The organism is Sorangium aterium, assembly GCF_028368935.1.
Lineage (GTDB): Bacteria > Myxococcota_A > Polyangia > Polyangiales > Polyangiaceae > Sorangium > Sorangium atrum.
In genome coordinates, this window is sequence record NZ_JAQNDK010000001.1 from 1,464,189 (window position 1) to 1,484,876 (window position 20,688).

At 70.6% G+C, this 20,688-nt stretch carries 17 protein-coding genes; 7 read left to right on the top strand and 10 right to left on the bottom strand.

Annotated elements, in window-relative coordinates:
- The 7 genes from POL72_RS05380 to POL72_RS05410 form a co-directional block, all read right to left on the bottom strand.
- A complete protein-coding gene (locus POL72_RS05380; RefSeq protein WP_272093933.1) occupies positions 1-582 on the bottom strand; it encodes an imm11 family protein in 582 nt (193 codons plus the stop codon).
- Between the two features lie 47 nt (positions 583-629).
- A complete protein-coding gene (locus POL72_RS05385; RefSeq protein ID WP_272093934.1) occupies positions 630-1,358 on the bottom strand; it encodes a hypothetical protein in 729 nt (242 codons plus the stop codon).
- A gap of 20 nt (positions 1,359-1,378) precedes the next feature.
- A complete protein-coding gene (locus tag POL72_RS05390) occupies positions 1,379-2,548 on the bottom strand; it encodes a beta-ketoacyl synthase N-terminal-like domain-containing protein (RefSeq protein WP_272093935.1) in 1,170 nt (389 codons plus the stop codon).
- Positions 2,549-2,603: 55 nt separating this feature from the next.
- Entirely contained in the window at positions 2,604-3,866 is a 1,263-nt protein-coding gene (locus POL72_RS05395; protein ID WP_272093936.1) for a TIGR02270 family protein, read from the bottom strand.
- Positions 3,863-4,504 (bottom strand): DUF6484 domain-containing protein, encoded by a 642-nt coding sequence (locus POL72_RS05400; RefSeq protein WP_272093937.1) that lies wholly within the window; start codon positions 4,502-4,504, stop codon positions 3,863-3,865. The genes POL72_RS05395 and POL72_RS05400 overlap by 4 nt, the downstream gene beginning before the upstream one ends.
- Positions 4,505-4,560: 56 nt before the next feature.
- Positions 4,561-6,699: a type VI secretion system Vgr family protein gene (locus POL72_RS05405; RefSeq protein ID WP_272093938.1), complete on the bottom strand. Its 2,139-nt coding sequence runs from the start codon at positions 6,697-6,699 to the stop codon at positions 4,561-4,563.
- 191 nt (positions 6,700-6,890) lie between these two features.
- Positions 6,891-8,699 carry a DUF2169 domain-containing protein gene (locus POL72_RS05410; RefSeq protein WP_272093939.1) on the bottom strand — a complete coding sequence of 603 codons (1,809 nt, stop codon included), beginning with the start codon at positions 8,697-8,699 and terminating at the stop codon, positions 6,891-6,893.
- Between the two features lie 127 nt (positions 8,700-8,826).
- On the opposite strand from POL72_RS05410, the gene POL72_RS05415 reads away from it, so the two are divergent.
- The 3 genes from POL72_RS05415 to POL72_RS05425 all read left to right on the top strand — a co-directional run bounded on the left by POL72_RS05415 (position 8,827) and on the right by POL72_RS05425 (position 12,420).
- Positions 8,827-10,878: a B12-binding domain-containing radical SAM protein gene (locus POL72_RS05415; RefSeq protein ID WP_272093940.1), complete on the top strand. Its 2,052-nt coding sequence runs from the start codon at positions 8,827-8,829 to the stop codon at positions 10,876-10,878.
- Positions 10,879-11,286: 408 nt separating this feature from the next.
- Positions 11,287-11,721: a hypothetical protein gene (locus POL72_RS05420; RefSeq protein WP_272093941.1), complete on the top strand. Its 435-nt coding sequence runs from the start codon at positions 11,287-11,289 to the stop codon at positions 11,719-11,721.
- Between the two features lie 114 nt (positions 11,722-11,835).
- Positions 11,836-12,420 carry a Uma2 family endonuclease gene (locus POL72_RS05425; RefSeq protein ID WP_272093942.1) on the top strand — a complete coding sequence of 195 codons (585 nt, stop codon included), beginning with the start codon at positions 11,836-11,838 and terminating at the stop codon, positions 12,418-12,420.
- 111 nt (positions 12,421-12,531) lie between these two features.
- On the opposite strand, the gene POL72_RS05430 is transcribed toward POL72_RS05425, so the two are convergent.
- The 3 genes from POL72_RS05430 to POL72_RS05440 all read right to left on the bottom strand — a co-directional run bounded on the left by POL72_RS05430 (position 12,532) and on the right by POL72_RS05440 (position 14,673).
- A complete protein-coding gene (locus POL72_RS05430; protein WP_272093943.1) occupies positions 12,532-12,975 on the bottom strand; it encodes a type II toxin-antitoxin system VapC family toxin in 444 nt (147 codons plus the stop codon).
- Entirely contained in the window at positions 12,938-13,204 is a 267-nt protein-coding gene (locus POL72_RS05435) for a hypothetical protein (protein WP_272093944.1), read from the bottom strand. Before POL72_RS05435 ends, POL72_RS05430 begins: the two co-directional genes overlap by 38 nt.
- A gap of 161 nt (positions 13,205-13,365) precedes the next feature.
- Entirely contained in the window at positions 13,366-14,673 is a 1,308-nt protein-coding gene (locus POL72_RS05440; RefSeq protein ID WP_272093945.1) for a DUF362 domain-containing protein, read from the bottom strand.
- Between the two features lie 478 nt (positions 14,674-15,151).
- Here POL72_RS05440 and POL72_RS05445 point away from each other — a divergent pair, with 478 nt between their 5' ends.
- The 4 genes from POL72_RS05445 to POL72_RS05460 all read left to right on the top strand — a co-directional run bounded on the left by POL72_RS05445 (position 15,152) and on the right by POL72_RS05460 (position 20,642).
- Entirely contained in the window at positions 15,152-15,316 is a 165-nt protein-coding gene (locus tag POL72_RS05445; protein ID WP_012237660.1) for a DUF1328 family protein, read from the top strand.
- A gap of 66 nt (positions 15,317-15,382) precedes the next feature.
- The gene (locus POL72_RS05450; RefSeq protein WP_272093946.1) at positions 15,383-15,700 is read left to right on the top strand and encodes a hypothetical protein; all 318 of its coding nucleotides are present in this window, start codon (positions 15,383-15,385) and stop codon (positions 15,698-15,700) included.
- A gap of 5 nt (positions 15,701-15,705) precedes the next feature.
- Positions 15,706-17,820, top strand: coding sequence for a hypothetical protein (locus POL72_RS05455; protein ID WP_272093947.1), 2,115 nt, complete (start codon positions 15,706-15,708; stop codon positions 17,818-17,820).
- Positions 17,817-20,642, top strand: coding sequence for a translocation/assembly module TamB domain-containing protein (locus POL72_RS05460; RefSeq protein WP_272093948.1), 2,826 nt, complete (start codon positions 17,817-17,819; stop codon positions 20,640-20,642). The genes POL72_RS05455 and POL72_RS05460 overlap by 4 nt, the downstream gene beginning before the upstream one ends.
- The last annotated feature ends 46 nt before the right edge of the window (positions 20,643-20,688 follow it).

Consider the following 20,688-nt stretch of genomic DNA (forward strand, 5'->3'; position numbering starts at 1 on the left):
TCAGCCGAGCCCTGTGTACTTGGAGGGCTCGATGAAGCTCAGCCCGGAAAGCCCCTGCGCCAGCATGGAATCAGCCAGCTCCCGGCGAATCACGACCAGGTTCCGCCACTTGTGGAGGCGGAACACCTTGTACGAAGCGGGCACCACGTCTTGCCTGAGCACGAGCGAGTCGCAGGCGCAGATCGAATCGGGATCGAGCGCGTTCCACTTGACGCCCGACTGCGCCACATCGATACAGTCGCAGACGTCCTGCGGGTTGACGATGAAATAGTCAGCCGATGCGGTGTGGCCCTTGTGGTTGATGATCGCGATCGGCAAGAGCTCGACGTTGCTGACCTCGGCGTCTTCGAGCGCCTTCTTCACCCGCCCGGAGACGACCAGGCGCTTCGCTCCGAGCAGGCTATCCGCCAGTGCGATGTCCTTCGGCTTGCGAGGGTCCATCCGGCAGCGCGCGTCCTTGGGCCAGCCGGTGGCCCGAGACACCCCCTGCGCTAGCTCGAAGGCGTCCTCCACCCCCTCCACGTCCAGGATCTTGCAGATACCGTCGATGTTTCGCCCCGGCCTCCACAGCAAGAAGCTCATACGTTCATCCACTCCTTTCTTTGCGACATCCGGGCAGCTATTCGAATCTACTTAACCGCAGCAGCCAGGAGGTGCTTCCTTGCCACCGAGGCCCCCGCCGGCGGCTTGACGCGGCGTCGTACGTCACTCTCCGGACATGCCATAGAGAACGGTATGTGCCATACGCTCTCCTTGGCTGGGTCGTTCGACCCGGTGAGGCAGTAATCGAGGCAGGCCTTGGTGCCGCCGTGATCCGTGCCTCTCTTCTTCAAGAACTTTTTCCATTCGCTGCTCCCGCACTCGAACAACTCCTTGACAGACTCGGGGGCCATTTTCTCACATTTTTTTTGCTGCTTATTCTCCTCGATCTTGTCCCATACGTTCTCGGCCATCCACAGCTCGAGCGCATCAAGATAGATGTCGTGATCTACCTGGTGGCACGGCAACCCGCCCCACTGTGTCGTGTTGCCAGGATCGAGAACATAGGCCCACTTCTTCGGAAGACCGATATTGTTGCCGGATCCGTTGATGTCCCAGTCGGTGATCGCAAGCAATTTATGGATGAAGCCGATCCTCTCCTGGGTGAAGGTGGGCGGGAATGTCTCGTCCGAGCAGGCATGCACGCAGAGCACGTGGTGGATCTCGGTGACCCGCCGTTCCCCCCTGGTTTTCTCCGTCCCGTCGCGGATGGTCAGGGTGCGGTAGTACCCGTCGGAGCAGTTTTTCTCATGCTTGTCGCCGTCGCGGTTGCGCTTGAACTTCCAGCCGTTGGCCTCCTCCATATGCTTGTTGCTCACGCTCCACCTCTTTCGCGCAGTCAGCCCGAGCCGCCGTGCAGCACGACAGCGCCCTTGGCGCCGCCTTCCGAGGACATCCAGATCACGCATCTTCGCGCAGGCGCATAGCCCCGCTCGAACGCCCGCACTGCCATGCATAGAGCCATCGCTGCGCTCGCCGCCCCCGTATCTCCAAACGACGTCGCTGGGAACCAGCAGGACAGGTCGCCGATGTCGATCTTTTCGCGCACCCGCATCAGGGCGCCGCCCCACTCCATGGCTCGCCGTTCGGTGCCGTTCAGGTCTCCGATGAGCCATGCCGAGATCGGCCGCTCGACGCCGTGGCTCGGTGAGAGCGACCCGAGCACGACCCGGGCGAGCGCGATCCCGTTCGGGGTAGCCTCGGACAGCAGGCCGACCGGATCGCTGGCGGACACCGCGGACTCGATGAAGGCGAGCGGAGCGCCTGTGAGAGCGGCGGGAGCTCGGCGTGAGTCGATCGGCTCGATGAGGAAGAACGCCGCTCCCTCGCCAGGGACCAGGCCAACCGGGTTCTCGTTGGTTCGGAGCAACCTCAGGCGGGCAGCCGCCTTGAGGAACCCAGGCTCCACGCGCGAGTCGACGCCTCCGACGAGGCAGCGCTCGGCTCTTCCATCCCGGATCATGGTCATCGCGTCCGCTACCGCGAGCGACATGCCTGCGTTGCCGGCGTGGCGCACGGCCTGAAGCTGGCCTGGAATGGGCATCTCGGCCATGTCCGCGAGCCGCTGCGCCAAGGACGCCGTGCGGGCTCGCCATGCGGCGGAGGGCGAGACCCCGTGGACGTCGGAAGAGCTGCCGCGCGCGTCGGCGTCCTGCACCGCCGCGTCGGATAGGTTGACCACCAGCCCGGTGTGGCGAAGCTCGCGATGCGACAGGCCCCTGCGCCGCATCAGATTCTGGAGCGCCGCCGCACCAAGGACAAGGGCCTTGCCAGGCCCAGCAAACCCCTCGGCCACCTCCCTGACGACGTGGCCGAACACGCTCGGCGGCCCGTCGAGGGTCTCCGAACCGAAGAGCGCCTGGGTCCGGAAGTCCATGACCGTCAGCTCGGAAGCAGCGCTGAGCCCGGCCCGGGCGGCGGCGCATGAGGTCTCCACATCACGGCCTAGCGCGCTGACCATTCCCAGTGCCGTGATCCCGAAGCCGATGGCGCCGCTTGCGTGCGTCATGGGTGAGCGACTCCTCGCTCATCCGAGGGTATCGACCGGAGAGCGTCAACACGGGTCATCGAGAGCCTCGCTGGCTACTGCGCCCGCCGACGGCATGCGCCGGCGCACGCACCTCGACCATGCCCGGCCCCGCGCTGCGCATGCCCAGCTCCACCGCCGCCGCCCCCCGCGCCGCCTGGCTCCCCCGCTGGAGCACCTCCTCGATCCACGCCACCTCCATCGGCCTTCCCAGCAGACACCGCGTCCCCCGCTTCAGCTCCTTCCCCCGACTCCCCCACCACAGCGCGATCTTCTGCCTGTCCGGCCACGGCAAGCTCTCGTCCGGATCCATCGCCACGTCCTCGTCCTCCGGATCATCGCTCGGCCCGCTCCGAACCCCCTGCGGCGGCGCCCCCTGTAGCTTTGCCTCTGCCAGATCCACCCCCGAAATCATCGTGAACGCCCCGCCCGCTACCCGCGCGAGCTCCGGCGCCCCCATGCACTCGATGATCCACGGCATCAGCGCAGGATCCCCGAGCGCCGCCGCCCCCGCGAGCGCCACGCGCGCCCCTCGTATCGTCCCGGCTATCGCGTGCAGCCATGTGGACGCCATCCCCAGATCCGTCTTCCGCATCGCCATCGCGCAAGCCCGCTCCGCGAACGGCCCTCCACGATCCGCGATGGTCCCGAGCACCCTCAGCGCCGCCACATCGCCGAGCAGCGCCGCCGACCATGCCGCCGCAAACCGGCACGCGTCGTCCTCGCTGCCCAGCGCTCCGCGCACCTCACCCAGCAGATCCCCCCGCCCGAGCTCCCCCACGGCGCGCAGCGCCCGCGCCTTCAGGCGCAGGTCGCTCGACATAATCGCGTATCCCAAGGCCGCCCCCGGGTCCTGTCGGTGGACCGCGCACCCCGCGATCCCGATGCGGTGCAGCTCCGGCCCAACCCGGTGCGAGAGCAGCCCCGGCAGGATCCCCCGCACCTTGTCAAAGCTCACCCACCCCAGCGCCGACACGATCGCCCGCGCCAGCGCCGGCACGCCCCCGCCCACGTCGAGCACCCCGGCGATGCCCTTCAGATCCCGCCGCTCCACCGCGAGCACCATGGGCGCAAACAAGCTCCCCGGCTCCTCCTCGTCGATGGCGCCCTTGCAGATCTCCCACCCCGCATCACCCGCCAGCCGCAGGCCGTCGACATGCGCCTCGAGCCGCTCGTCCAGCTCACCGAGGCTCTGCAAATCGTAGAGCGGATCCACGGCCGCAGCATCCCGGTAGGACCACAGGAACGCAGCCTCCACGGCGTGCTGCTCGAAGATCTCGGCCTCGATCGTCGAGATCAATTGATCTGCACCGATCCACCCTGGATCCGGTTCACGCCGGACGACCGGGTCAGCAGATAAGCCCCACGAATCAAGATCTTCCCAGCGCGCGTCAGCGTGATGCTGGCCTTTCCGCACTGGAGCACGATCTCCTTCTCCGCGGTGAACACCAGCCGCTCACCATCGGCGGTCGCCGTCGCCCCAGCCTGCACCGCCGCACCGGCGCTCTCCCCCGCCACGTGCATCCGCCCCATCACCACCGGCCTGTCGCGCCGCCCGCCCTCGAACAGAAGCGCCACCTCCCGCCCCTCGTCCTCGGGCCCGAGCGCCGTCATCGCCCGCGCCGGAATTCCTCCACGCGCGCTCTCTCCCAGGACAGCCGCCTCGACGAGCGGATCGCCGTTCTGCGCGAATCCGACGATCCGCCCCACCACGACGCCCTCGATCGGCCCGGCGTTCTCTGCCTCGGCCCGGACGCGCTCCTCGTGCGCCGCGACCACCAGCTCGAGCAGCCCCTCCGCGCCCTCGATCGCTCCCGCTTCTCCCCCGCCCTCGTCCGCCACTTCCCCGCTGGCGGCAGCGGCCTCCCCTTCCCCCTCCTCGATCAGGATCGCCTCGCCGCTCGGCTCCGCCGCCGGTGCCCGCCCGTCGTCTCTCATCACCCAGCTCCTCCGCTCCCCCTCATCCCGAAGCGCCCGCGATCCCCCCGTCGACCTCAGTTCACCCCCACGTTGCTCCCCTTGATCTTCACGTTCCCAGAAGCCTCGAGGTTCACCGCCCCCTCGCTCTTCACATCGAGCTTCTTCCCCTCGACCCGGATCGGCCCCTCGCCCTTCACCGTGATCTTCTTCCCCTGCACCGTCACGTTCCCGTTCTTCTCGACCGTGATCGTGGCGTCCCCGCACTGGATCGAGAGCTTCTCCCCGATGATCATCGTCTTCTTCTCCTTCACCTCCTCCTTCGCGCTCTGCCCGATCGTCACCGTCATGTCCTTGCCCACCGTCACGGTGTAGCCCTCGTCCACGCTCGTCGACTTGCCCTTGGAGACGCTCTCCGAGCTCGATCCGCCAACCGTCTCGCTCTTGTTCTTGCCGATCGACGCGCTCTGGCTCTTTCCCACGTCGATCGACTGGCTCCCCCCGACCGACTCGGTGTGATCCCCCTCCACGCTGACCGAGCGGTTGCCCCCGACCGAGAGGGTCTCGTCCTGGCCGATGCTCTCGGTGTGGCTCTTCGCGACGTCGATGCTCTTGTTGCCGCCGATCGACTCGCTCTGGTCGTTCCCCACCACCTTGCTCCGGTCGTGGTCCACCTCAAGCGCCTCGTCGTTCCCGATCCACTGCTTCTTGTCGTGCTCGATCGCGATGTTCCAGTCCTTCTGACTGTGCAGGAAGATCTCCTCCGAGCCCTTCTTGTCCTCGAACCGGAGCTCGTTGGACCCCCCGCCGCCCTTCGAGCTGTTCGACTTGATGGTGCTCTTCGTCTTCTCCGCAGGGAGCGAGTACGGCGGCACGTTGGTGCCATGGTAGACGCTCCCCACCACGAGCGGCCGGTCCGGATCGCCCTCCAGGAAGTCGACGACCACCTCGTGGCCGATCCGCGGAAGGAACACCGCGCCCCACGCAGAGCCCGCCCAGATCTGGCTCACGCGGATCCAGCACGAGCTCTGCGCGTCCTTCTTGCCCTCCCGATCCCAGTGGAACTGGACCTTGATGCGGCCGTGCTCGTCCGTATAAACCTCCTCGCCAGAAGGACCGACCACGATCGCGGTCTGGATCCCCTTGATCGTCGGCCATGGCGTCACCGACTGCGGACGGAAGGGGACGTCGGACGGCACGACTTGGAACTGGTTCCGGTAGGCCGCGGCGTCGCCCTCGGGGACAGCGTCCACCGCGGGCTCGTGGCCCTCATGGCGCACGGACACCAGCAGATACTCCCGGTTGAAATCGTCGCGCGCGTGCTCCGCGAGCGTGAAGGTCTGGCCAGGGACGAAGCGCGGGCAGACGCCCTCGCCGCTGCCGGTCTTGCGCGAGCTCTGGATCTGCTCGAGCCGGATCTTGGCGATGCTCGATCCCGCGCCGGGTGCGTCGTAGTCACCGGGATAGTCGTAGACCTCGAGGTCGTCGTCCGCCTCGGCCTGGGCGTTGCTCTCGAGCGACAGGCTGGGCTTCTTGAAGTTATAGTCGCGCAGCGTCACCTTCCCGGAGCGTACCCGCTCGACATAACGGAAACGGGAGACGTGCTCGCTCTGGTGGAGCGCGCCGAGCGGCGGCCGGAACACGACGGTGCTCTCCCCCGCGATCGGCCCGTGCCCCGACGCACCGTCAGAGAACACGAGCACGTGGCCGCCCTCGTCGTGCTCGAAGAAATAACAGATGCCCTCCTCCTCGAGCAGGCGCGACACGAAGGCGAAGTCGCTCTCCCGGTACTGCACGCAGTACTCCCGCGGGCGATAAGCGCCGCTCAGCACGAAGCGATAACCCTTGCTCGAGATCCCGGCCGCGCGCAGGACCTTCTCGATGATCTCCGGGGTGGAGAGCGCCTGGAAGATTCGGCTGTTCCTGCGGTGCTTGAGGCGGGAGACGTCGGGTACGACCGTGGCGTGATAGGCCGTGACCCGCTTGCCCTCCTCACCTTGCTCGAAGCTCGAGACGACACCGTGGAGGTGCCGAGGCAGCTCGCCGACCTGCCAGGTGAGCAGCGCCGTCTTTCCCACGACATCGGCGAACGCGATGTCCCTGTCCGCACAAGCGACGAGCACGTCGAAATGGAAGAGCTCGGAGATGCCCTCGCGCCCCTCGAACCGCGTCACACGGAGCTCGTGCTCCAGTCCGTCGACCTGAAACGAGTGCATGGCCTCTCCCCTGTTCAGAGCGCGTGCGCGGACAGACCGCGGGCAGCATTCAGCCCGAGCCATCCTACATGCTGCGACCGCTCGACCGCAATGGACAGCTGAGCTCGATGCCAGCGAAGCTGATCGGGAGAGCCGACGCGGCATCGGGGCCGCCGAGCGGTGCGGCGCTGCCTCGGCAGTTCCTGGGGGTGTTAGCCGTGAAGCAGCCCTGCGTCTGCCATCGCGGCAAGGAACTGAGCACCGAGCCCTTCCGGCAAAGCGCGGGCATCGCCGGGGCCCGGCGGACGCACGATGGGCGGCGCCACATGGACCTGCGCGGTGACGAGAGGCGCTGGCGAGAGAAGCGAAGGGGGCGCAGGAGGCGCGCTCGATGACGCTGCCTGGCGCGGAGGCTCGGAAGGCGCGGCGACCGGAGCTCGGCGCGCGTCGAACGGCGTCGTGGCGGAGGCTATCGCCCTCGCCGCGTCCTCGGGATCGAGCGAGGTCGTCTCCTCGAGCAGATCACGGACGCCGCCGCGCCTCACGGTCGGGGCCGCAGCAGCTCGCGGGGCGGCGGCCAGCGGCGCCGTCGGCGCTGCCGAGCCCGCAGGCTCCGACGGTGTACGGCGCGCGTCGAACGGCATCGCCACGGAAGTAACGGCCCTGGCTGCATCCTCGGGATCGAGCGAGGTCGTCTCCTCGAGCAGATCGCGGACGCCGCCGGGCCGCGCTGGCGCGATGGCTGCAGCGCGCGGGGCGACAGCCGGCTGCGACGTCGAAAGCGTCGCCGAGCGCATAGGCTCCGAAGGCAGTCCCGTCGTGCTGAACGGCATCGCCCCGGCGGCCACCACCCTGGCCGCGTCCTCGGGATCGAGCGCGTCCGTCTCCCCGAGCAGGTCGCGGACGCCACCGGGCCGCGCGGGAGGGGCCGCAGCAGCGCGCGGGGCGACGGTCGGCTGCGATGCCGCCGGCGTCACCGAGCGCGCAGGCTCCGAAAGCCCTCGCGTCGCACTGAACGGGGTCGCCACCGCCGCAACCAACCTGGCAGCGTCCTCGGGGCTGAGCTGGCTGGTGCCGTCCAGCGTGATGGCCTTGGGGTTTTGCTGCGAGGCCGATCCCGAGGGCGCAGCGGAAGCGCCGCCGGCGGCGAACGGATCGGCCCATGCGATCGGCTGCCCCGGGAGCTCCACGCCCGCGAGAACGCGCAGCGACTCGATCTCCGCCTCCTCGACGGGCGCATGGCCGCGCCACACCACCGAGCAGCGCCGCCGATCCACGTCGATGTGCGCCGTGTCGGCGCGGAGCGAGATCGGCTCCCCGGCGCGCGGCGAGGCAAGCTTCTGTCGGTACAGCCGCGCGACGCCGCGCGCCTCGGGCAGCTGCGTCCGGAGCTTCGGCCGCTGCGCCATCATGCCTCCGAGCACGATCCACTCGTCGCCGCGCAGCGCCGGGATGCGCTGATCCATGGGCGCCGCCTGGAAGTAGCTCCAGTCGAGCCCCTCGGGGATGTCGAGCAGCGCGCCGTGAACGCGGCGCGCGTCGACCGCGCCGAGCAGCCGGCTGCGCAGCGGCGAGGTGCGGGGAAGCGGCCCCAGGCCGTCGATACGGACGTGGGAGCGGGCTGGGCCGACGCGCGCGGAGCCGTCGAGCTGAGCTTGCTTGTCGATGCGGAGCTGGCCGTCCTGCACGACCGTCAGCCGGACCATGGCGTGCGGCGACGAGAAGCCCGGAGGCAGCTCTGCGTGGCCGGTCACCACGACGCCGCACGGATCGAGGTACGGCGCGAGGTCGCTCGCGACCTGGAGGCGCTGGCCAGAAGGATCCGGCTGCTCCTCCGCCGCGATCGGATCCGGGGCGACGAGCGACATGCGCCCCTCGGGGACGAGCGCGAACGTCGCCTTCACGACGACGGTGACATGGAGCCGGCCGCGAAGGCGGAAGCAGACCGTCGCGGCGGCGGAAGGGCCGAGGGGGGTGACAGCGACTCGCGGGCTGGGCGCAGACATCGAAGCGCGTGTCATGTCGGAGACGATACTACGTCGGAAGCTCGGAGTTGCGCCGTCGGGCGCGCCCGTGCCCTGCGCCGCGCCGCGGGGCCGGCCGCACGGGCCGGACACCCCTCCCGCCCTGTGCTAGAGCGGCGCCCGAATGCGCATCGCGCTCGTTTATCCGCCGACCTGCGATCCCACGGCCCCGTACCTCGCGGTGCCGATGCTGACAGGCTTCCTCCGCGCGAACGGCGTGGAGGTCCTGCCCGTCGACGCGAACATCGAGGCCTTCGACGCGCTCCTCACGCCGCAGCGCATGGCCGACCTCCGCGACCGCCTCGAGGCGCGCCTCGGCGAGCTCGACCGTCGCCCCGCGCTCCCGCACACAGACCAGCTCGAGTACGTCGCCCTCGCCCGCGCGCGCGGCGACGCGCACGCCGTCCCGGATGCGGTGGACCTCGCCAAGGCCACGCTCCGCTCCCCTGACGCCTTCTACGATCCGGACGCCTACGCCCGCGCGGTCGCGACGATCGAGGCGGCGCTCGGCGTCGTGTCCGCCACGCACCACCCGCTCAAGCTCGACTTCACGGCATACCGCACGCCGTTCGGCCTCACGTCGATGGACGAGATCGCCCGGTCGAGCCGGCCGGAGCACGACCCCTTCGACGCCTGGGTGCAGCAGACGCTCGTGCCCCGGCTCCGCGACGCGCGCGCCGACATCGTGGGTCTCTCCGTGTGCTTCCCGGGTCAGCTCCAGCCCGCGTACGCGTTCGCGCGCAAGATCAAGGAGGCGCTGCCCGGCGCGCACGTCACGTGCGGCGGCCCCGGCGTCACGCAGCTGCTCCTCCGGCTGTCGGGCGAGCGGCTCGCGCGCGCGCTCGGCCCGTTCGACTCGGCGTGCCTGTTCGAGGGCGAGCACACCCTCCTCGCGCTCGCGCGCGCGCTCGACGAGGGCCGGCCGCTCCGGGACGTGCCCAACGTCGTCGTGCGCGATCGCCTGATGGGCGCGCGCTGGACGTCCGGCCACGGCATGGAGGACCTGAAAGCGCTCCCCCCGCCCGACTTCGATGGGCTCCCCCTGGAGGCGTACCTCGCGCCGGCGCTCGTGCTCCCGTACGACCCGACGCGGGGCTGCTACTGGGGCAAATGCACCTTCTGCCATTACGGGCTCGCGGAGGTCGGCACGGCGGCGTACCGCGAGCGCGCCGTCGAGACGATCGTGGCGCACCTCGGGGCCCTCGCCGCGCGGCACGGCACACGCCACTTCTACCTGTCGCAGGACTCGGTCGCGCCGAAGACGCTCGTGAAGATGGCGCAGGCGATCCTCGACGCGGGCCTCGACGTGCGGTGGGCCACCGACCTCAAGCCGGAGAAGTACCTCACCAGGGAGCGCGCGGACGTGCTGCGCCGCGCGGGCGCCGTCGCGTGCGCGCTCGGCGTCGAGTCGGCGTCGCCGCGCGTCCTCGGCCTCATCGACAAGGGCGCGCCCGTCGAGGTCGTCTCCGACGTCATCGACCACCTCGCGTCCGCGGGCGTGGCCGCCGAGGCGATGTGCTTCACGGACTTCCCCACCGAGACGCACGCCGAGGCCGTCGAGACGCTCGACTTCCTGCGCGCGCGGCGGGAGGCGCTCGCGGTCTACATCGTCGGCGAGTTCGGGCTGACGCACGGCGCGCTCGTCGCGCAGACCCCGGAGCGCTTCGGGATCGACGAGGTGTTCGCGCTCGAGGGCGACGAGCTCGGGCTCGGCCTGTTCTTCGTCCCGCGGGAGCCGTGGAAGACCGACGCCGAGCGCGCCGACGTCGACGCGCGGCTCTCCGACCTGTCGCGCGGCTGGACACTGCGCAGCTATCCCTGGGCCGGCGCCGTGTCGACCGCGCACACGATCCTCCAGTACGACCGCTTCGGCCCCGGCGTCTTCCGCGATCGCGCGGCGCGCCGCCCCGACGAGAGCATCCCCGGAGCCAGCGCCATCGAGCGCGGGCTGCGCTTCGATCCGCGCGCCGCCGAGCACGCGGAGGCGCGCGAGGCGGAGATCTGGGCGACGCTCGTCCACGAGGAGCGGCGCGTGGGGCGCGACGCCTACGAGCGGCTCGCCCGGTCGTTGCCGCCGCTCCGGCCGAAGCCCGTGCGCGTCAGGTTCGTCGCGGGCGCCGCGCCGGCCGTGACGTCGGGGCGACGGCCGTCGCACGCGACCAGCGCGGCACGCTGAGCCTCGGCCCGAACAGGAGCGGCGATCGACGCATCACGCGATGGCACGCCGTTGCGCATCGAGGCATGAATCCGCTGACAGCGCACGGGCCCATTGCCTGGCCGCGCGCCGCGGCGGCGCTGTCGCCCGACGTGAGGTAATGCGACCTATCGTCGCACATGCGACGAATCGACGAATCGTCGAATCGACGAATCGTCGAATCGACGAATCAGCGATGAATCGAATAGGCTTCCCACGAGCCTTCACGATCGGTTAAGTTCCACTGTTGGAGGTCCGTCGCCCTCGAGCCCCTGAGTCAGCGAAGCACAGGAGGGGCTCCGGGAGTCGATAGGACATGCGCCTTCGGCGCGCTTGCTTGGGGAAGCCGCGTGCGGGTCGTCACGCGGTGGAATTCAAAGGCATCATAGAATGAAAAGTTTCAATGCATTCGCAATCCTGGGTTCGGTGTTCGCGCTGACGGGGTGCGTCGTCGATGCAGACTCCTCGTCGGAGCTGGGAGACGACGCGGAGGTCGACGAGCAGACCTCCGTCGCCGAGCAGGCGGTGACGAACGGCGCGGTGAACGCCGCCTGCGCCGAGTCCCTCACGCTCCGCGACCAGCCCGGCGGGGCGACGCTCGGCACGATGTACACCGGTCCGTACAACGGCGTCTCGAAGTTCTACGTGCAGTCGACCAGCGGCAGCTGGTCCTACGGCTACTCGTACTCGCTCGGCCGATGGGGCTGGGCGATGACGTACTACCTGACGACGAACTACAGGGAGCAGGGGGCACCCGGACAGATCGGCTACTACTACGCATGTTATCGAGCGGACGGCTCGGGCTGGGGCGGCGGCATCGGCTGACCGGCGCGGCGGGTCGCAGGCAGCGCTCCTGGGGCCGCCCACCCCGCGCCCTACCGCCGCCGCCCCGCTCCCGCCGGCGGCCTGCTCTCGGAAGGGCATGGTAGGATCGGGCCAATGGCCCAGAAGGCGCCCCAGGCGAAGCTGTCCCAGGAGGAGTACCTCGCGCTCGAGCGCTCCTCCGAGGTGAAGCACGAGTACGCTGGCGGTGAGGTGTTCGCGATGTCGGGCGGCACGCGCGAGCACAGCCTCATCGCTGCCAATGTGGTGGGTGAGCTTCGCAGTTCGCTGAGAGCGCGTCCCTGTGAGGCGCACGCGTCCGACCTGCGGATCAAGAACGTGACGATCGGCCGCTACGTCTACCCGGACGCCTCGGTCGTCTGCGGCCAGCCCCTGTTCGAGGACGAACACCGCGACACCCTGCTCAACCCCACAGCCGTCTTCGAGGTGCTCTCCGACTCCTCGGAGAGCTACGACCGCGGCGGCAAATTCGCCCTGTATCGGGGGATTCCATCGATCGCCGATTACGTCCTGCTGTCCCAGAAGCAGGTGGAGGTCGAGCACTTCCGCCGCCAGCCGGATGGAACCTGGCTGCTCCGTGTGCTCGGCCCGGGCGAGCGACTCCAGATCGCGTCGATCGGCTGCGACCTGGCAGTGGACGAGCTCTACCTCAAGGTCTTCGCTCGGCCCACGGGCGATTGAGCGGCTCCGCTCGATGCTCAGCCCGACGGGTGCGGGCCATCGTATGCGCGGGTACGTCCGGGCGCTGCTGGGGTGCCAGAACGGCCGAGCCCATGATCCCCGACGATAAAGTCATACCGGCTCTCTCCAGTTCTCCAGAACCAGCGGGTAGCCGGCTGATTGAACACGGCTGTAATCGGACGTGTTGCCTGTCACGAGGGGCAACCCATGATGAATTGCCGTCGCGGCGATCATCGTATCCGGTACACCGATCGGCGTGCCGGCCATCCGTAGATCGGCCAGGATGCGACCAGCGAGCTCGGCCGCGGTCGCATCGAAGAGCAAGACCTCGCTCCGGTGTGCCATTTCCAGGAACCGCCGCGCCTTCTGGTCGGCCCGCTGCTGCGAGTAGCCAGCGACGACCTCCATGACCGAGACGACGGAGAACGTGAAGCGGCCGTAGGCGGCGATGTACGAGCGCGCGCGCTCCACGACAGCCGGGCTCCTGGCCTTGGTGATCTCGGACAGAATGTCCGTGTCAAGGAGGGCCCTGCTCATCCTCTTCCTCCACGTCACGCAGCCTGGAAGAGCGACGATTCTCCTGGACGACCTCCATCATGGCATCGACGGCCTCGGGGTCATCGGCGAAGAGCCCGATCAGGGAGGGTGCTGCCTCGGCTTCACGCGGCAAGCCCTCGCTCGCGGATCCATCCGCGAGCTCATGGACCACACGCTCGATGAGCCGGAGCCGCTCCTGGACCGGCAGGCCCTGGATGGCCTGGAAAATTTGTTCGACGCTGGTCACCGGGCGGACCTCCTGTTCGCGCGAACCATAGCCAAGCGTACCCCGTCCGAGGGCGCACGGGGTTCCCCTCTCCGCGCGCAGGCAGGCTCCCGCCTGGGCCGGCTCGCAGACGCCCATCACCGCGCCCGCGACCGCTCCCGGCGGAGGGGCCTCCCCGCCTCCTACACCGCCGCCGCCCCGCCCCCGCTGGCCGCCTGCGCGCGCGCCCGCTTGCGGACCATGATCTCCGGGGACTCCGCGACCGCCATCCCCACGAGGCGCATGCCCTCCAGGAAGTGCTTCACCCCGCTCCGGACGAGCTCGTGGCTCGCCTCGCCGACCTCCGGGTAGCCCCGCCCCTCCGCGTCGGGCTGCACCTTGCCCCAGTTCGCGAACAGGCGTCCCCACGGGCTCTCCAGCACGGGGGCCATCTTCTCCTTCGCGTAGCGCGGATACCAGAACATGTCGTGATACGTGACCGACGCCACGTAAGCCCAGGGGGCGAGCCACGTCTTGAGCGACCACTCGATCGGCTTCTTCAGGGGACCCCAGTAGATGCGGTGCTGGTTGCGCGAGGCGAACGTCATCTCCTTGAACGGTCCATCGAAGTTCCACTGCTCGTTCGCCGCGTCCACGTCGCCCACGAGCTCGATGTCGCGCACGTCGCCCGTCCCGAGGCCGAGATCGTGCGCCAGCCGCACGAACTTGAGATCGCGCAGCGGATCGAACCCCATCAGCTTCGCCGCCACGGCGTCGATCGCCACCTGGTCCGAGGATGCGAGCAGCACGTTCTTCACGTGCGGCACCATGCAGCGCGGCCCAGGGCCGTCGCCCGCGAACGTCCCGTCCATCACCGCGAAGACCCCGCGGTGGATCTTCTTCTGGATCATCAGGAGATCCACGAGCGTCTCGTGGATCACCGGGTGCGTCCAGTGCCGGTGCTCGTTCAGGAGGCCGCCGAACGCGTTCTTCATCGCGCCCGTCGTCGTCGTGAAGATGTGGGTCTTCACCGTCGGCAGGTGGATGATGTTCTCCCCGATGAAGCGCTTCGGGATCGAGAACCCCTTCGGGTACACCTCGTTCAGACAGAGGAACTTCTTCCGCAGATCGCCGACCGCGTCCCCGATCGGGATCCACTCCTCCCCTTCGTAGAGGTGGACGTTGCGCAGGCCGTGCGCCTGCACGACGTCGATCTGCTTGTTCTCGCGCTCGCCGAGGTGGGCGTCGATGACGACCGTGCGGTTGTGGCAGGCGTGGATCAGGTCCTTCGAGTACCCGTCCTGCGTCATCGCCCGGATGACCCCCTCGAGCTGCCAGGGCGTCGTGGATGAGCTCGGGTAGAAGAAGTGCCAGGAGATGTTCACCTTGAGCGCCGTGTCGGCGTCCTTGGCGACCACATCCTGGTAACCGGCCAGGTTCATCAGCCGGTGGTAGTCCGAGAGCACCGTCGCAGGCGACGTGCGGATCACAGCGACCTTCGATTTCGGCATGGCTGGGCCCTTATAGCCCGTCCGGAGTCGCCCGTTCCGGGAAGTTGCAGGGCGTCCGCGTGGAGGCTCCGTGCAGGCGCGGTCGGCACGGAGCGCGGCGCGGGCGCGCGCTCGCCCGACGCCCGCGTTCCGCGCTCCGCGTACGCGGAGAGCGTACGTGCAGAGCGTACGCGCAGAGCGTACGCGCAGAGCGTACGCGCAGATCCACCCTGTCACGATCGTGGCATCTTGCCCCAGGCGCGAGGCGCCGCACACGCGCCCGGACGGAAGCGGCTGGGGCCGATCTCGACGCTACCCGCCTCGCGTCGCCGAGAACGCGCCGGCCGACAGCCTCTGCCGCCGGTCGGCACGGGGGCTGCAATGCTCCAACACCAGGGAACAGCAAGGAACCGCGGCGAACAGCCGCCATCAGGAACCACGTTGAGGTCGTCTCCACGAAGACAACGGATCGACCCCTGAAACCCCTTTGGAGGACATCATGCTCGGCTGGACTGTCACCTTCTTCATCATCGCGATCATCGCTGCAATCTTCGGCTTCGGCGGGATCGCCGCCAGCGCCGCGTCGATCGCGAAGATCCTGTTCGTCGCGTTCTTGGTGCTCGCGGTGATCTCGCTCGCGCTCGGGCGCCGCATGCCGGCATGATCCGGAGACAGGGTGGAGGCCATGAAGAACGCTTCGCAACCGCGGAATGGTGAGAGGAACGGTACGTTGGACAGCGCGTTGGACAGCACGTTGAACGGCGCGCCGAACATCGCGCCGAACGGTGAACCCTGGAAGCCCGGCGTGCCGCCGCCGGCGGCGAGCCCCCCCGGCGAATCGCCGGCGACCCCCGATTCGCCAGGCTCGCCCGGCCGCGCGTCGCCGGACCGCGAGATCCAGCTCCCGGGGACGGCGCAGCCCGGAGGGGAGCCGGGGACGAGGCACCAGCCCGAGGTGCCAGCGCCCGCGCACACGCAGGAGATCCCGGCGCCGCCGCCTCACGAGGTCCCCGGCCACGATTTCCCGCGCGCTCGGAGCGGTCCATAGGCGATATGCCAGAGACTCCCGCCCTCCCTCCCGCGCCCGGCGCCGGCGCCCCGCGCCGTCAAGGCCGCTTCCGCCGGGCGCTGGCCCGCGCGGCCGCGGTGTCAGCCAGCGTGATCGGCCTGGGCGCCGTCTTTGTCACGGCGGTGGCGGTCGGCGCGGTCGTTCACCTGAACGCCTCGTCGACCCGCAACCTGACAAGGCAGCTCATCAACGACACCCTGCGATCCAGCCTCGAGGGACGGATCGAGATCGAGCACATCGACCGCCTCGGCCTCTTCACCGCCGACGTCTCCAGGGTGACGGTGAGCCACCCGAACGGAACCGAGCTCCTGCGCGTCAGCGGCGTCCACGCGGACTTCAACGCGCTGTCGATCGCGACGGAGCTCCTCCTCGGCGACGGCGACCTCGCCGTCACGATCCCGCTCGTCCGGGTGGCGGACGCGGACGTGCTGCTCGAGCAGGACGAGCAAGGCGCGCTCACCCTGGCCGAGGCGTTCACGCCGACGCCGTCGGAGCCGCCGGAGGAGCCGCCCGCCGAGCCTGCGCGGCCGCTCCGCCTCGAGCTGTCGCGCGTCGTGCTCGATCGCGCGGCGGTCCACGGCACCGTCGCGCCAGGGAGCCCCATCGACGCGACGATCGAGGACCTCGCCGGCGGCGTCGTCGTCGCGGACCGGAGCCGGTACGCGCTCGAGCGCGTGCGCATCACCGAGCGGCGCCTGTTGCCGGTCCCGGTCGAGGCGACGAGCATCTCCGGGAGCGTCAGCGTGCCGGCGGACGCGCCGATGGAGCTCACCGCGAAGCTCGAAGGGAGCGTCGGGGCGATCCCGCTCACGGCCGAGGGGACCCTGAAGGACGAGCGCCTCACGGCGCGGGTCTCGTCCGCGCGCGTGACGCCCGAGGCAGCCCTCGCGATCGATCCGAGCGCGCCGCTCGCCCGGCCGCTCTCGGTGCTGGTGACGGCCGACGGAGCGCTCTCGGACCTGGCCGTCACGGCGCACGTCGCCGTCCTCGATCCGCTCGTCGCAGGCGACGCCGTGACCGGTGAGGTCACCGCCCACGCCCGGCTGGACGCGCTGGATCCGAAGCGCATCACGGCCGAGGTGCGGATCGCCGAGCTCGACCCGCGCGCCTTCGTCGGAACGGCGCCCGCCGCGCGGGTGAGCGCGGAGGCCCGAGGGGAGATCCACCTCGACGAGGAGGGCGGGCCGCGCGTCATCGCCGAGGCCAGGACGGAGCCGTTCCTCGTCGCGGGGCAGCGCGTGCCGGCGACAGAAGCGCGCGCGACCCTCGAGCGCGGCGCGCTGCGGGCCGCGGCGACGATCCACGAGCCCGGCGCGCCCATCGAGGCGAGCGTCGCCCGCTCGAAGGAGGGGGTGCTCCAGTTCGAGGCGCAGAGCGAGATCCCGTCGCTCAGCGCGGTGCAGCGCGTCCCGCGCGGCATCCACGGCAGCGCCGCGCTCCACGTCGAGGGCGCGCTCAGGGACGACGCGCTCGACGCCAAGGCGACCGTGCGCGTCGCCGGGCTCCGCGTCGGGTCCGATCTGCAGCTCGGGCGCGGCGAGGTCCGGGCCAAGGCCACGGGGCCCCTCGACAAGCTCACGATCGGCGGCGCGTTCCGCGGAGCGGACCTCCGCGCCCAGCAGTACGCGTTCCGCAGCGTGGCGGCGAGCGCCGCGGGGCCCGTCACGGCGCCGCACGTCCGCGTGTCGCTGGCCAGCGCGGAGCGCCGGATCATGGCCTCGGCCCACCTCGATCTGCCGCGGAGCGAGGCGCGGCAGCTCCGCGTGGAGGTGGCGCGCGGGGAGGACGAGGTGACCGCGCAGGCCGCCCGCGTCGCGTGGGACCGCGGGATCGCCCTCCGCGGGCTCGCGCTGCGCGGCGACGGCGTGGGGGAGCTCGAGGGGAGCCTCTCGCTCGCCGGGGACGAGATCGAGGGCGACCTCCGCGGCACCGCGCTCGACCTCGCGCGCATCGCCGACATCACCGGGGCGCCGCTCGGCATAGGAGGCCTCGCCAACCTCGACGTGTCGGTGCACGGCCGGGGGGCGCGCCGCGCGGGGCGCGTCCAGATCGAGCTCGAGGACGGCTCGGTCCCGGGCGTGGCGCGCGGCTCTCGATGAACGTGACGGCGCGCCTCGACGGGGAGGCGCTGAAGGCGGACGGCCTGGTCCGGCTGCTCGCGCCGCCCGAGCCGCCGCCGGCGCAGGCGCGGGAGGCCCAGCGCCCGGGCGCGACGCCCGACGAGGCGTGGACCACGGCCTTCGACACGGCGCCGCAGCAGAAGCCGCCGCCCCCGCCGGTGTGCCACGGCGCCATCGCGCGCGTGCTGGTCGACGGGAACGCGGCGAGGCTGCGCGGGCCGCTGCTCTCGGCGCGCACCTGGCAGACCGTCACCGGCTCGGCCCGCATGGACGCCGACGCGTGGCAGCTCGGGTGCCTGGCGCAGGCGTCGCCGGTCCCGCTCGCGCTGAGCGAGCTCGCGGGCCGGCTCACCGCGCGCCTCGCGGTCGCGCGCGAGGCGGGAGAGCGGCTCCCGTCGGTGCGGGACCTCCTTGTCCGCACGGAGGGCCTGCGCGCGGCGGGGCCGATCGACGAGCAGACGGGCGCGCCGGCGTGGGTGTCGAGGAAGCTCGACGCGCGGCTCGCGGGGGATCTCGACGCGAAGACCGGCGACGCCCACGTCACGCTGTCGGTGTTCGATCGTCAGCTCGTGGCGGAGCTCTCGGCCGCGCTCGACGCGGATCTGCCGGCGCTCCTCGCCGATCCGGCGGCGGCGCTCCCGCGGACAGCGATCGCGGCGCACCTGCGCGTGCCGCGCCGCCGGCTCAACGATCTCACCGAGCTGGCCGCCTTCGGGAAGCGGACGCCGGTGCTCTCCGGCTCCGCGGGGCTCGACGTGTACTTCGCGGGGAAGCTCGCCGAGCCCCGGGTCGTGGCCCGCGCGACGGCCGCGAACGTGAGCGGCACGACCGGCCCCTCGCTGCTCGGCAAGCTCTGGGTCGACACGCTGCTGGTCTATGACGGGCGCGACGCCGCGCTCGACGCCTACGCGTTCCGCGGGCCGATCACCTACCTGAGGGCGAAGGCGAAGCTGGGCGCGGACGCCGCCGCCTTCCTCGGCGGGGCCCCTTCTGCTCGGCGCTTCAGCAACGGCAGCCTCGAGGCGAAGATCGCCGATCTGCCGCTCGCGGAGGTCCCCGTCCTCGCCGACATGCAGATCGGCGGCGAGGCGCGCGGCGAGATCTCCGTGCGCGGGCTGTTCGAGGCCGCGCCCGAGGTCAGGGCGCACCTTCAGTTCCCGGGCCTCACGCTCGGCCCCGACGCGCGGTACGAGACCGCCGAGGCGTCGCTCGACATCGCGCCGCCGGGCGGCGCAGGGCGCACCGCGGCCGTGGCCAGCGTGCGGCTCGCGGGGCGCGACGGCGGCCGGCTCGAGGCCAAGGCCCAGGCGCCCATGGTGTGGGATGCGAACGCGATCCCGACGCTCACCGACGATCGGAACGCCTCGGTGTCGCTCGCGGTCGATCGCTTCCGCCTGAGGGCGCTGGAGCCGTTCGTGCAGGGCTCGGTGAACCGGCTCGACGGCACGCTCGACGGCGAGGTGCGGCTCGGGCTCGGCGCGCAGGCGGGCTTCTCCGGCGAGATGCGCCTCGAGGGCGGCGTCGTCCAGGTGGCCACGATCGGCCAGCCGTTCGAGAACGCCTCGTTCCGCGTCGCCGCGAGCCCCTCCGGCGAGCTCCGCATCGACGACCTCCGCGCCGACGCAGGCAACGGCCAGGTCCGCGGGAACGCGACCCTCCAGATGGAAGGGTTCGCGTTCCGGCACGCCCGCGCCGAGCTCTCCATCCCGAGGGGCCGGGCCCTCCCGATCGCGCTGGAGGGCGTCCCGATGGGCGAGGTGCGCGGCCGGGTGGAGCTCGCGGCGGAGAAGCGGGCCGAGGAGATCGCCGTCCGCGTCGACGTGCCCTCGCTCGATCTGACGCTGCCGCCCACGATCGGGCGGAGCGTGCAGCCGCTCGGCGAGAACCCGGACATCACGACGTCGGCGCCGCTCAGCCAGAAGGACTACGAGGCGCGGCGAGCGCCGGCCGAGCCGCCGGAGCAGGCGAAGGAGAGCGCGGGCGGCACGCCGATCGCCATGGAGGTCCACCTGGGCAGGATCGGCGTCGAGGGCGACATGGTGCAGGCCTCGCTGTCGGGGGATCGGGCGCACCCGCTCCGCATCAAGATCGCGGGAGAGACCGAGATCCGGGGCAACGTGAACATCGTGTCGGGCAGGCTCGAGGTGCTCGGCAAGGAGTTCGAGATCGAGCCTGGCGTGGTCGCCCTGCAGGGGGATCCGTCGAATCCGTTCCTGAACGTGAGGGCGTACCACGACACGCCGGAGGGGACGCGCATCTTCATCGACTATGTGGGGCAGCTCAACCCCATCACCGAGGACAAGATCACCTTCCGTTCGGAGCCGCCGCGCCCGGAGAACGAGGTGATCGCCGAGCTCCTGCTCGGCAGGGAGTTCGCGGAGGGGACGCTGGCGGGCGGCACGTCCGCCGGGCAGCCCGCGTCGGGCAGCGGCAGCGCCGCCGGCGGGGTCGCGGCCAGCGTAGGGACGGGGCTCGCGTCCGCGCAGCTCAACATGATCCTCCAGAGCATCGGTCCGCTCCGGAACTTCGAGACGAAGCTGGGCACGACCGAAGAAGGCGCGCTGAAGACGACCGTTGGCTACCAGCTCGGGCAGCAGGTGACGGCGAGCGCGAGCTACGAGGCGGGGCCGACGGGGCAAGGACAGGGGCCAGGGTCCGGGGGCGGCAACACCGGCGCGCAGGCGCGCACCGAGGTGAGCCTCGAGTGGCGCTTCCGCCGGGACTGGTCCGTGCGGGCGGCGATGGCCACCGGCGCGAACCCGGCGACGAGCCTCGACCTGCTCTGGAAGCACCGTTACTGAGCGCCGTCGCGCTGCGGGCGCGCTCGTTCGTCAGGGCGGCGCATCC